Annotated in this window: 9 protein-coding genes; 5 read left to right on the forward strand and 4 right to left on the reverse strand. The window is 68.7% G+C overall.

The window, feature by feature from the left end; translation table 11 throughout:
- Window positions 1-93 precede the first annotated feature (93 nt).
- The gene (locus ACQUQF_RS20910) at window positions 94-963 is read left to right on the forward strand and encodes a UbiA family prenyltransferase (RefSeq protein WP_435181125.1); all 870 of its coding nucleotides are present in this window, start codon (window positions 94-96) and stop codon (window positions 961-963) included.
- Window positions 964-989: 26 nt separating this feature from the next.
- Here the strand turns inward: ACQUQF_RS20910 and ACQUQF_RS20915 are convergent, their stop codons facing one another.
- Window positions 990-1,757, reverse strand: coding sequence for an IclR family transcriptional regulator (locus tag ACQUQF_RS20915; RefSeq protein WP_435181127.1), 768 nt, complete (start codon window positions 1,755-1,757; stop codon window positions 990-992).
- Between the two features lie 106 nt (window positions 1,758-1,863).
- Here ACQUQF_RS20915 and ACQUQF_RS20920 point away from each other — a divergent pair, with 106 nt between their 5' ends.
- The gene (locus ACQUQF_RS20920) at window positions 1,864-4,986 is read left to right on the forward strand and encodes an FAD-binding and (Fe-S)-binding domain-containing protein (RefSeq protein WP_435181129.1); all 3,123 of its coding nucleotides are present in this window, start codon (window positions 1,864-1,866) and stop codon (window positions 4,984-4,986) included.
- Window positions 4,987-5,045: 59 nt separating this feature from the next.
- Here ACQUQF_RS20920 and ACQUQF_RS20925 read toward each other — a convergent pair whose 3' ends face one another.
- Together ACQUQF_RS20925 and ACQUQF_RS20930 are read right to left on the reverse strand one after the other, a co-directional pair.
- On the reverse strand, window positions 5,046-5,603 hold the full coding sequence (locus ACQUQF_RS20925) for a helix-turn-helix domain-containing protein (RefSeq protein WP_435181131.1): 558 nt from the start codon (window positions 5,601-5,603) through the stop codon (window positions 5,046-5,048).
- A 174-nt stretch (window positions 5,604-5,777) separates the two neighbouring features.
- Window positions 5,778-7,268, reverse strand: a complete 1,491-nt coding sequence (locus tag ACQUQF_RS20930) for an aldehyde dehydrogenase family protein (protein ID WP_435181132.1) — start codon at window positions 7,266-7,268, stop codon at window positions 5,778-5,780.
- 1,388 nt (window positions 7,269-8,656) lie between these two features.
- Between ACQUQF_RS20930 and ACQUQF_RS20935 the strand changes: the two genes are divergently transcribed.
- Window positions 8,657-9,904: an orc1/cdc6 family replication initiation protein gene (locus ACQUQF_RS20935; protein ID WP_435181134.1), complete on the forward strand. Its 1,248-nt coding sequence runs from the start codon at window positions 8,657-8,659 to the stop codon at window positions 9,902-9,904.
- 369 nt (window positions 9,905-10,273) lie between these two features.
- Complete coding sequence (gene mobA / locus ACQUQF_RS20940; protein WP_435181136.1) at window positions 10,274-11,071, forward strand: molybdenum cofactor guanylyltransferase; 798 nt, start codon at window positions 10,274-10,276, stop codon at window positions 11,069-11,071.
- A gap of 190 nt (window positions 11,072-11,261) precedes the next feature.
- Here the strand turns inward: mobA and ACQUQF_RS20945 are convergent, their stop codons facing one another.
- Window positions 11,262-11,756: a molybdopterin-dependent oxidoreductase gene (locus tag ACQUQF_RS20945; RefSeq protein ID WP_435181139.1), complete on the reverse strand. Its 495-nt coding sequence runs from the start codon at window positions 11,754-11,756 to the stop codon at window positions 11,262-11,264.
- Between the two features lie 117 nt (window positions 11,757-11,873).
- Here ACQUQF_RS20945 and ACQUQF_RS20950 point away from each other — a divergent pair, with 117 nt between their 5' ends.
- The gene (locus ACQUQF_RS20950; RefSeq protein WP_435181141.1) at window positions 11,874-12,455 is read left to right on the forward strand and encodes a hypothetical protein; all 582 of its coding nucleotides are present in this window, start codon (window positions 11,874-11,876) and stop codon (window positions 12,453-12,455) included.
- Window positions 12,456-12,693 lie beyond the last annotated feature (238 nt).

Here is a 12,693-nt window from a genome sequence, read left to right on the forward strand (position 1 = left end):
TTCATCCATCCGGAGTGAAAGTAAAGGTGAAGGATATACGTTCTCGCCGTCGACCGACGAGATTTATCATCCGGGTCGCGCAACACGCGGACGATGACCGACGCATCGGGTCGCGCCCGCGGTCTCCTCACGCAGGTCAAGCCGACGTTCATGGCGCCGGCGGTGGGGACGTCGGTCGCGGGCGGACTGCTCGCGCCGAGGGTCGCGCCCTGGCCGGCCGCAGGCCACGCGCTCGCGGTCGGCGCCGCGCTCTACGCCGCCCACCTCGTCGACGAGTACGTCGACGCCCACGTCCGCGGGGAGGACGAGCCGTCGGTCCCGCGGGGGACGCTGATCCGCGCCGTCGCGGCGACAAGCGTGCTGTTCTGGGTCCTCGTCGCGCTGCTGTGGACCGCGGGTGCCCGCGCCGGAGCCCTCGCGGCCGTCCCGCTGTGGGCGCTGGCGGTCGCCCACGCGCCGGCGCTGGACCGCCACCCGGTTCCGGTCACGGTCGACTACCCGGCCGGCATCGCGCTCGCGCTGGTCGGCGGCTACCTGACCCAGACCGGCGCGCTCCCGGCCGGCGTGCTCGGTGTGGCCGCCGTGCTCGCGGTCGCGCTGTCCGGCGTGAAGGTGTCGGTCGACCGGCTGGACTACGACGCCGACCGCGCGGTCGGGAAGCGCACCGTCCCGGTGCTGGTCGGCGACCGGCGGGCCGCGGTCGTCTCGGCGGGAGTCCACGTCCTCGCGGGGGCGACCGCGGCCGGGCTCGCGGCGGCCGGCGTCCTGCCGGGGCCGGCGCTGTGGGCCGTCCCGTTCCCGCTCACCGCCGGGGCGGTCGGCGTCGTCGCGGGCCGGCGCCGGACCGTCGGGGTCCAGATCGCCGCCGTCTACCCGCTGGCTGGCGCGCTGGTGCTCGCGCAGTGCGCGGCGGCGGGGTGCGCGCTGGGTCGGTACGCGGCCGACGCGCTACCCGTTCTGTAACGTAGGGATCGCGGCGCGGGGTCCGGTCAGGCGTACGCCAGGTTCAGCTCCACGTCGTCGGTCGCCGCGAACAGCCGCTCGGCGATGTCGGTCTCGCAGCGCTCGCGGCTGACGCGGTGGGTCGGCCCGGCGACCGCCAGCGACCCGAGGACCTCGTCCTCGAAGACGATGGGGACCGCGACGGCGTGGATGCCCTCCAGGTCCTCGCCGAGGTTCAGGGCGTACCCCCGCTCGCGGATCTGTGCGAGCTCCTCGAAAAGCGCCTCGGTGTCGGTTATCGTGTTCGTCGTCCGGGCGGGGAGCCCGTGGCGCTCGACGACGGCCTCGACCGCGGCGTCGTCGTAGTGGGCGAGGACCGCTTTCCCGCCGGCGGTGCAGTGCATGTACTCCCAGGTGCCCATGATGGTGCTGACGTTGAGGTCGGTCTGGCCGGCGCGGCCGTAGAGCGCCATCACGCGACCGTTCTCGGGGACGAACAGCCAGACCATCTCGTCGATGGCCGCGACCAGGTCGTCGACGACGGGTCTGGCCGCCTCGTAGACGTCGAACTCCGTCCTGACGTGCTGGCCGTACCGGAACAGCTCCAGGCCGAGCCGGTACCTCCCGTCGCGCTTGACGACGAAGCCGTGGTCGGTCATCGTCGCGAGGTGGTTGTGGACCGTGCTCTTGGCCAGGTCGAGCTGGGTCGCGAGCTCGGTGACGCCCGCCTCGCCCTCGTCCCGGAGGTACGCGAAGATGGAGAACAGCGTCTCGTCCGACTTCACCCCCCGCCCCGACGTGTGGTCCTTCGGCATACTCACACCTGTCCCCCGGAGACACAAAACGTTTTCAGGGCGAGCGCGGGCATCTCGCCACTTCCGAAAACCACTCGTAGCTCCCCCCGAAGGCACTACGTAGCTAATGGCATCCAACGGCGAGACGGGACGCTCCGGTGCGGGCCGCGTCCCGGCGACCGACGAGCGCTCGGAGTACGACTACGCCGGCGGGGACGTCGAACGACCCGGTCTGGTGGCCGACCTGCGCGAGCGGGTCGACGGGGACGTGCGGTTCGACTCGTACACCCGCCAGCTGTACGCGACCGACGCCTCGGCCTTCGAGGTGACGCCGGTCGGCGTGGTCTTCCCGACGTCGACGGCGGACGTCGCGGCCGTCGTCTCCTACTGCGCCGAGCGGGAGATCCCGGTCCTGCCGCGGGGCGGCGGCACCAGCCTCGCGGGCCAGGCGGTCAACGAGGCGGTCGTGCTCGACTTCACCCGGTACATGGACGGCGTGGTCGGCCTCGACCTCGACGCCGACACGCCGACCGCCCGCGTCGAGGCCGGGACCACGCTGGCGGAACTGAACGACCGGCTCGCGCCCCGCGACCTCAAGTTCGCGCCCGACCCCGCGGCCGGCGACCGCAGCGCCATCGGCGGCGCCATCGGGAACAACTCGACCGGCGCCCACTCGCTGCAGTACGGCAAGACCGACGCCTACGTCGAGGAGTGCGAGGTCGTCCTCGCCGACGGCTCCGTGGCGACGCTGGGCGAGATGGACGTCGACGAGCTCCGGGCGGCCGCCGACCCCGACGCCGACGACCTGCTTCCGCGCGTCTACGCCGGCGTCGTCGAGATACTGGACGACCACGCCGACGAGGTCGAGGCGCGGTACCCCGACCTGAAGCGGAACGTCTCGGGGTACAACCTCGACAGGCTCGTCGACGAGGCGGAGACCGGGACCGTGAACCTCGCCCGGCTGCTGGCGGGCAGCGAGGGGACGCTGGCGGTCGTGACCGAGGCGACGGTCTCGCTGGAGCCGGTCCCCGAGACCAAGTCGGTCGCGCTGCTGACCTACGGGAGCGTCTACGACGCCGTCTCGGACGTCCAGCACGTGCTGGACCACGACCCCGCGGCGGTCGAACTCATCGACGACACGCTCATCGACCTGGCGGCCGACACCGCGGAGTTCGAGGACGTCGTCGCGCTGCTCCCCGACGGGACACGCGCGGCGCTGCTCGTGGAGTTCTACGCCGAGGACGACGAAGACGGCCGCGAGCAGACCGCGGCGCTGCTCGACGACCGGGTCGGTGACGCGGCAGCCGACGGCGGCGTCGGGGACGCCGACGCCGGCGGAGATGCGGGTGCCGACGCCGACGCGGTCGGAAGCGACGACCGGTACGCCTTCGACGGGATGGAGGCCCACGACGAGGACGAGCGCGCCCGGTTCTGGAAGCTCCGGAAGTCGGGGATGCCCATCCTGATGTCCCGGACCAGCGACGCCAAGCACATCAGCTTCCTCGAGGACTGTGCGGTCCCGCCCGAGCACCTCCCCGAGTTCGTCGAGGGGTTCCAGGAGGTGCTGGCGGAACACGACACGTTCGCCTCCTTCTACGCCCACGCCGGCCCGGGCGTGCTCCACGTCCGGCCGCTCGTCAACACCAAGTCGCAGGTCGACCTCGACGCCATGGAGGTCATCGGCGAGGCGGTCACCGACATGGTCGTGGAGTTCGGCGGGAGCGTCTCGGGCGAGCACGGCGACGGCCGGGCCCGGACCCAGTGGAACCGCAAGCTCTACGGCGACCAGCTGTGGGGCGCGTTCCGGGATCTGAAGTCCGCGTTCGACCCCGACTGGCTGCTCAACCCCGGGCAGGTCTGCGGCGACGTCTCGCTGACCGAGAATCTCCGGTTCGATCCCGGCTACGAGTTCGACGCCGGCTTCGACCCCGCGCTCGACTGGGCGAACGAGAACGGCTTCCAGGGGATGGTCGAGCTCTGTCACGGCTGCGGCGGCTGCCGCGGGGGCCAGGAGACGACGGGCGGGGTGATGTGTCCGACCTACCGGGCGGCCGACGAGGAGATCACGAGCACCCGGGGCCGGGCCAACATGCTCCGACAGGCCATGTCCGGCGACCTGCCGGACGACCCGACCGACGACGAGTTCGCCACCGAAGTGCTCGACCTCTGCATCGGCTGCAAGGGCTGCGCGAAGGACTGCCCGAGCGAGGTCGACATGGCCAAGCTCAAGGCCGAGGTCGTCCACGAGCGCCACCAGCGCGAGGGCGCGAGCCTCCGCGACCGGCTGTTCGCCAACGTCGATTCGCTGGCCCGGGTCGGCAGCGCGCTCGCGCCGGTGTCGAACCTGCTGGCGGAGCTGCCGGGCGCGCGCACCGTCATGGAGCGGACGGTCGGCATCGCCAGCGAGCGCTCGCTGCCGACCTTCGAGCGCGAGACGCTGCGGGACTGGTTCGAGGCCCGCGGCGGGTCGCGGGTCTCGCCGGACGACGCCGAGCGCCGCGCGGTGCTGTTCCCCGACACCTACACCAACTACAGCCACCCCGAGATCGGCCGGGCGGCGGTCCGCGTCCTGGAGGCCGCCGGCGTCCGGGTCGACCTGGCCGACCGGACCGACAGCGGCCGGCCGGCCCACTCGAAGGGGTTCCTCGACGAGGCCCGCGAGACCGCCCGCGGGAACGTCGACGCGCTCGCGCCCCGAGTCCGCGACGGCTGGGACGTGGTGCTGGTCGAGCCCTCCGACGCGGTGATGTTCCAGTCGGACTACCTGGACCTGCTGGGCGGGGGCTCACGTGAGACCGACGCCGAGACGCTGGCCGCGAACACCTACGGCGTCTGCGAGTACCTCGACGTCTTCGGGCTCGACGAGAACGCGGGGTTCGACGGGCCGGGCGCGTCGCTGGCGTACCACGGCCACTGCCACCAGAAGGCGACCAAGAAGGACCACCACGCCGTGGGGGTTCTGCGCCGTGCGGGGTACGAGGTCGACCCGCTGGACTCGACGTGCTGCGGGATGGCCGGGTCGTTCGGCTACGAGGCCGAGCACCACGCCATGAGCACCGCCATCGGCGACATCCTGGTCGACCAGGTCGAGGAGAGCCCGGCGGAGTTCGTCGCGGCGCCCGGGGCGTCCTGCCGGACGCAGCTCGGGGACCTGCTCGACGGGGGCGCCGTCGAACGAGAGAGCCACCCGTCGGTCGACCGCGAGGGACCGCCGACGCCGGTGGAGCTGCTGGCCGCCGCGCTGGAGTGACGGGATTCGGTCGGCGGTGACGCCGACCGCCCGTCAGCCGTCCGCGCCGACGGTGAGGGTCAGTCGTCGGCGGAACTGGCCCGGAGGTACTGCCGGCCCTCCTCGGTCTCGCGGAGCATGCTGTCGAACACCTCGGCGTCGGTCTGGAACTTGTGGACCTGGTGGAGGACGGTGTTGTGGAACCCGGAGATGAAGTCGCCGTACTCCTTGAAGAACTCGTGGATCCACCGCTGCATCTTGTCGGTGTTGCGGAACTGGGTGATGAACTGCCAGTGGTACTCCGAGTCGGCGTTGAAGAACATCAGCACGTGGGGGTCCTCCCGGAGCGCCCAGTAGCACTCCTCCCAGTACTCCTCGAAGTTGGGGTAGTAGAACGCGACCCGGAAGAGGTAGTGGTCGAAGATGCTCTGATCGGGGATGACCGTCTCGCGGTACAGCCCCTCCTCGGCCATCTCCCGGAGGATTTCGCTGACGCGGTTGTGCGACAGCTCGATGCCGTACTCCGCGGCGAGGATGTCGCTCAGCTCGCGGGTCGAGGCGGTCGGGTTCGCGACCCGGACCTTCAGAATCGCGATGTTTCTGGGGGACACGTCCTGCTTACTCCCGAACTCTGACATGGGCGGAGTGTCGCGGCGGGCGGTGAAATTCCTATTGGTTGGGTGCACCCGGCCGCTCGCGACTCGCGAAGAAAGACGGTCCACGCTCCCGGTTCAGAAGGAGGGGATTCCCGGTTCCGAAAGGGGCACCCCCAGTTCAAACGAGGATTTCCAGTTCGAAGGGGGATTCCTAGTTCAGAAGGGGAACTCGCGGGGCTCGTGCTGGAGCGAGATCCACTTCTTCTCGGTGACCTCGTCGAGGAAGTCCTCGGCGTTGTACCCGCCGACGCCGGAGGCGCCGGTGCCGCTGAACGGGACGTGGGCCTCGTCGTTGATCGGCTGGTCGTTGACGTGGATCATCCCGGTCTCGATGCGCTCGGCGATGCGCTTGCCCGCGCCGACGTCGCCCGCGTGGACCGACCCGGAGAGCCCGTACTCGGTGTCGTTCGCCATCTCGACGGCCTCGTCGACGTCCGAGAACGGGATGACCGGCGCGATGGGACCGAAGTGCTCGTTGCACGCCGCCGCCATGTCGTTTGTCGCGTCCGAGAGCACGGTCGGTGCGACGACCAGCGAGTCGTCGACGCCGTCGATGTCGACCGTGTCACCGCCGGTTTCGAGGGTGGCGCCCGCCTCGACCGTGCGCTCGACGTAGTCGAGCATCTCGTCGCGCTGGGACTCGTCGATGATCGGCCCGACCACGGTGTCGGGGTCGTGGACGCTGCCCGCGGGCAGCGATTCGGCGCGCTCGGTCAGCTTCTCGACGTACTCGTCGTAGACGTCCTCGTGGACGATGTGGCGGTTGATGGAGATGCAGACCTGGCCCTGGTGGACGAACGAGCCGAAGACCGCGGCGTCGACCGCCGCGTCGACGTCGGCGTCGGCGGTCACGATGTGGGCGTTGTTGCCCCCGAGCTCCATCGCGGGCACCGCGAGGTTCTCGCCGGCCGCGGCCGCGACGCGCCGGCCGACCTCGGTCGAGCCGGTGAACGCGACCACGTCGCTCTCGGGGTGGCTCGCGACCCGGTCGCCGATCTCCGAACCGCGTCCGGTGACGACGTTGAGCACGCCGTCGGGCAGCCCGGCCTCCTCGAACAGCTTCGCGATGAGGAGGCCGCCGACGATGGGCGTGTTGGTCGCGGGCTTGAGCACGACGCTGTTGCCGGCGGCGATGGCGGGCGCGACCGCCCGCATCGAGAGGTTCAGCGGGAAGTTCCACGGCGAGATGACCGTCACGACGCCCTCGGGCTCGCGCTGGACGATGTTCTCCTTGCCGGGGATGTTCGAGTCGGCGTGCTCGCCCTTCATCCGTCGGGGCAGCGTCGCCGCCTCCGCGGCCTGGTCGGAGGCGAGGTGGACCGACGTCTCGCCCATGATGCGCGAGCCGCCGGCCTCGTGGACGAGCAGGTCGACGATGTCGTCGCTGTGCTCCTCCAGTCCCTGCAGTACGCCCTGGATGACCTCGCTCCGCGCGGCGGGCGGCTGCTCCGCCCACTCCTTCTGGGCCTCGGCGGCGAAGTCGTACGCAGCGTCGACGTCCGCCTCCACGCCGGCTGGCACGCGGGCGATCTCCTCGCGCGTCGAGGGGTCCTCGACGGGGATCTCCTCGCCGCTCTCCGAGGCGACCCACTCGCCGCCCAGGTACAGTGCACTCCAGTCTGCCTCGATGGACATGTCGGCTGACATCCTTTATAAGATGGTTAATAGCCGCATTAAAACTTGCCGTTAGGTTGAGCATTGCAGACTCGATCGGTCAAGTGCGACCCGGGCGGAAATTTTGTCGGGGCCCTAGCCGTGGACCGTTTGTCGGGACCGTAGCTGTGGACCGTTCCGCCGCGGTAGTAGACCGTCCGTCACCGGAGACGTGCTTCCAGACGGGATGACAATCGGGACGGGAGAGGGACCCCGCTGTTCCAGTGCTTTCGGCGGGGAGCGTCGACCGGTCGCGCGACGTCGTAGTGTGCTCCTCCCTCGCTCTGAGGACGTGAGAAAACGGACTCAATTCCCTCAGAATCCTCTCAGCACTTCAGGTCGAGATCTCGGTTTCCTTGTCGTTCTCACGGTTTCCTAGACACTCCAGATTCGATTCCGGCACCCACAGAGCCAGCTCGTTACCCGACGTCCGATTTCGCTCTTCGAGAACCACCCCGCTCTCCGAGAACCACCCCGTCGTTCCAGTGCTATCGCTCGCCGACGGAAACCGACTGCTAGGAGGCGAACGAACGGTCCCACCCCGTCGTTCCAGTGCTTTCGCGGGCCGCGACGTCGGGCACCCCGATTCCGGATTTCCGTGTGCCATCTCGTGTTCGTTCCTCCGTCGCTCGCCCTCACCCCGTCGTTCCAGTGCTATTCCGCCGAGGTGCAGAGGCACGATAGGGGAGGGACCCCGCTGTTCCAGTGCTTTCTCGGAACCGGGCACCGCGATGGTCTGTCGGCTCCGCGGTGCCGACTCCGCGGTGCCGCATTGCCGACTCCTCGATGCTGTTACCATCCGTCTAAATTTCTGCACTCCGTCGTTGTGAACCCCCACACCCCGTCGTTCCAGTGCTTTCTTGAGAACAGGGATAGAAGTATCAGGGACCGTAGGCTCAAGTGAACAACTATCTGGAAGATAGGTACTCTCTAAACTTCCCGAGAACCAGTGATCTTCCGTAGAGTCGACGGGATCCCCTCAGAAATCCTTCTTCTTCCATTCCAAAACATCTTCTAGAGCGGCAGTAGAACCTTCTAGAGGCTGATTAGATTAATCTACAATCCTCGTTAACACCTTCTAGAACGAATGAATAAAGCAAATAAATTGGAGTACGGATATTGTTTCTTCTAACACGTTATAAATCTACCGCTTCCCAGAGGCGGCTCACCCCACCACCCCCTTCCCGACGAAAAGCACTGGAACGACGGGGTGTGGGGGTCACTTAAACGATCCAAAGCAGTGGAAGCACTGGAACGGGTGGTGCGGTGGTTTTATGTCGTCGGAATCGCACACATCGTGTAACGCACGCCGACGGTGTCACGCACCATGGACAGTGTCACGCACCGTGGACAGTATCACACGCCATTGACGAAGACGAACCATGAACGGATACAAATTCAGTCCACAGGCCTTCCCGTACGAGAACCGCGAAGCGCTCCTGGACGACTACACGCCGGACACCCTCGTCGGCCGCGACGACGAACTCGAGGAGTACCACGCCGCCCTGCTCCCGGCGATCAACGGCGAACAGCCCGACAACATCTTCCTCTACGGCAAGGCCGGCGTCGGCAAGACCGCCAGCACCAAGTTCCTGCTCAATCGGCTCACCGCCGACGCCGACGAACACGACGTCCCCATCCACACCGAGTTCCTGAACTGCGACGGACTGAACACCTCCTACCGCGTCGGGGTCGAGCTCGTCAACAACTACCGGTCGGCCGAGGAGCAGATCAGCGAGTCGGGCTACCCCCGCTCGCAGGTCTACGACATGCTCTGGAACGAACTCGACGGCCGCGGCGGTCTCCACATCATCGTCCTCGACGAGGTCGACCACCTCAACGACGACTCCATCCTCTACCAGCTCTCGCGGGCCCGCGAGAACGACAACATCGCGGCGGCCCGCGTCGCCGTCATCGGCATCAGCAACGACCTCACGTTCCGCGACTCGCTGTCGCCCAAGGTCCGCTCCTCACTGTGCGAACGGCAGATCTCGTTCTCGACCTACGACGCCAGTGAACTCCAGGCGGTGCTCGAACAGCGCCGCGAGGTCGCGTTCCAGGACGACGCGCTCACCGACGACGTCATCCCGCTCTGCGCGGCCTACGGCGCCCAGGAGTCGGGCGACGCTCGGAAGGCGCTCGACCTGCTGCTGAAGGCCGGCGACAAGGCCCGCGAGGAGCGCGACCAGCGCTCCGACGACGACCACCCGGAGAACGTCACCGAACACCACGTCAGGGAGGGCCGGAAGATGCTCGAACGCGAGGAGGTCCACCGGGGAATAACGGACCTGAGCGAGAACGAGCAGATCGCCCTCTACGCGCTCGCTACCCTCCACGCCGAGGGCGAGACGCCCATCCGGTCGCGCCGGCACTACCAGCGGTACAAGAAGCTCTCCGAGCGGGCGAAGGACGACTCGTTCACCAGCCGGTGGATGCGCGACCAGATGGACGACCTGGCGATGCTGGGCCTCGTGAGCGTCGAGAAGAAGAACGAGGGCCTCGACGGCGGACAGTACCGCGAACACGACCTCGCCCAGGACCTCCCAGTCGTGATCGACGCGCTCTCGGACGTCATCGACTTCGTCGGCGTCCACGACTCGGTGCGGAAGTACGTGAACGTCCAGGAGTAGACGGGAACGTCCAGCAGGAGTTGAATTCTCCCGAACGACATCCCTCCAGGGGAACGACGTCCCTCAAGGGGAACGGCGTCCCTCATGGGAACGACATTCCTCAATAGGAACGACATCTCTGCAGTGTGGGCTTGACATCCCTCATGGCGCGGGCCTGTCGAGCGAGACCGTGGTGTCGAGCGAGATTGCGGTATCGAATAAAACCGCGGTATCGAACAAGACCGCGGTATCGAACAAGACCGCGGTATCGAGCTAGACTGCGGGTGATACTGTGGATACAACTCCGTCCAGTATACCTCAAATACGGTGTCGAGTGCCCCGAACGCGTTCGACCTAACCACTATCGTCCGCAGGAGCGAACTGCCGGACGTGAACGAGTCGGTGCAGGACCGCGAGGTCCGAGAACGCGGGACGACCCGGACCAGCGAGACGGCTCCCAGTTTTGGATCGGCGAGCGGGCCGGAGTCCGGCGACCCCGTCGGCGTCGTCCTCGCGGGCGGCTACTCCCGGCGGTTCGGCGACCGCGACAAGGCGCTGGCCCGACTCGGCGGCCGGCCCCTGCTCGCGCGGGTGGTGGCTCAACTCGGCACTGCGACCGACCGCGTTGTGGTCAGCTGTCGGGCCGACCAGCGCGCCGCGTTCGCCGACGCGCTCGACTCGCCCGCGGACCCGGAGCGCACCGCCGACGTCCGGGTCCGGTTCGCCGCGGATCCCGTGCCTGACCGCGGTCCCCTGTACGGCTTCAGGACCGCGCTCCGGACCGTCGAGGCCGAGACCTGCGTCCTGGCCGCGTGTGACGCGCCGTTCCTCGACCCGCGCCTGGTCGCCGACCTCGCCGACCGACTGGCCGCCGACCCGGCCGCGGATGGCGTCGCGGTCCGGGCCGGGGACGGTCCCCGTCCCGTACCGGCGGCCTACCGGACCGCGCCGGCACTCGAGGGCTGCGACGCGCTGCTCGACGCCGGTGAGGGTCGGCTCTCGGCGCTGTTCGACCGCCTCGCCGTCCGTCGGGTGCCGGCCGACGACGCGGCCGGCGACGCCGCCCGGAGCCTATTCGACGTGGACACTCCGGCGGACCGCGAACGGGCGGCGGCCGCGCTCACAGACCGGACGTCGTGCGACCGCAATTGGACGTCGACAGACCAGACGTCGGGCAAGCCCGATTGAACGTCGACAGACCGGACGTCGAGCGTCCGGAATCCGGCGTCGGGCGATGCACGCCCGCGAGGTCACACCGCTTCGATGCTTCACATCGTCGGGGCGAACGCCGCCCGACGAGTGACGCCGTCGTGCTCGTCGTGCAGATTCCGGCAGTACGGGTCGAGAAACCGGTTCCGTCCCCGTAACCGATGGCCCGCTATTCCGGTGTCGCTCCGAACAGGGGTTCCTCGTCGGGGTCGAGCGACACTGCGGTGATCGACTCCACGCGCTTGACGAGTCGCTCGCCGTCGACGCCGTCGGCCACGAGTCGCGGAAGTCCCGACTCCCCGTCGTCGCGGCCACCGCGGCGCTCGAAGGCCAGTATCCCGTCGAGCGCGGGCCGGATCGGCACGTCGGCCGCGAAGTCCGCGGCCGCGACCCGGAGGTGAGTCGTCTCGCCGCGGAAGTCGGCCGCCGTCGCGAGCGCGTCGAGGGGGACGCCGGTCCACACGCCGGTCTCGCGCTCGCCCGACGCGCACTCGACCGTGCAGCGCGCGGTCGAGCGTGGGAACGAGCCGCCGGACGAGATTATCACTCGCTCACGACCCTCCACCGCGACGCGGGGCGGCGGTCCGTCCGCCTCGGCGGGAGTCACGTCTTCGTTCGTCGGGGCGAGGGTGAACCCCTCCTCGGTCGTCCGCTCTCGGTTCATCTCGGTTCCGACTTCGGACGCCACGCGAATGGCGGTGGCCGTGATTCCCGCGAACTGAAACGCCTCGCGAACGTATTCGGGGACACGGTTTCCCGGCACTCGCTGGTATCTACACGCATGTCCGGCTTCCCGCGGCCCTTCGCCACCGGAGACGGGGACGACGAGACGTTCGACGCGTACGACGAGTTCCGACCCGACCACCTGCCCGAACCAGGCCCGTTCCTCGCCGGCGCGGACGTGCTGACCGGCGACGACCACTGCGCGTTCCACCGGATCACCCGCGACATCTTCGAGGAGCGGGGCGTCTTCGACGCCACGTTCGGTTACAACCTCGCGCGGCTCAATCTCGACACCCGCCACCCCGATGCCGGCTGGCGGTACGCCCGCGCGCCCGACGACCCCGACGCGCTGCTGGCGGAGTTCACCCCGACGACCGCGTTCTGCCCGCAGAGCGAGAGCCTCACCGTCGGGGCGCTCCGGGCCTGGAACGGCCTCGCCGACCGCCACGAGTACGACCGGGTGTCGGTCGCGGTCGCGCCCATGCACCAGAAGAGCACCGCGATCAACGAGAAGCTCCGCGACCTGGAGGGCCGACTCGACGACGGCGGCGGACGCGAGGAGGACTCCGGAGCCGTCGAAACCGCGACTCGGAGCGACACGGGCCCGTCGGCCGGCGACGACGCCGGCCTCCCGTTCTGAGATGGCGGACCGGTCGTCCGCCTCGTGCTGTCGGTGACCGGGACGCTCGCGCTCGCGTCGACCGGGGTCCTGACGTTCTTGGCGTTCCGGCCGAGCGCAATCGGCTACGCCTACGAACTGACGCCGGTGCTGGTCGAGGAGTAGGACCTCACCTCGTCACCCGGCGTGCTTTAAGTAGCTCTGGCGACAAGGTATAGATACGAAGGACTTCTCGCAGTTGACTACCTGCCGCCGAGCG

It is taken from the genome of Halorussus sp. AFM4 (assembly GCF_051194995.1).
Lineage (GTDB): Archaea > Halobacteriota > Halobacteria > Halobacteriales > Haladaptataceae > Halorussus.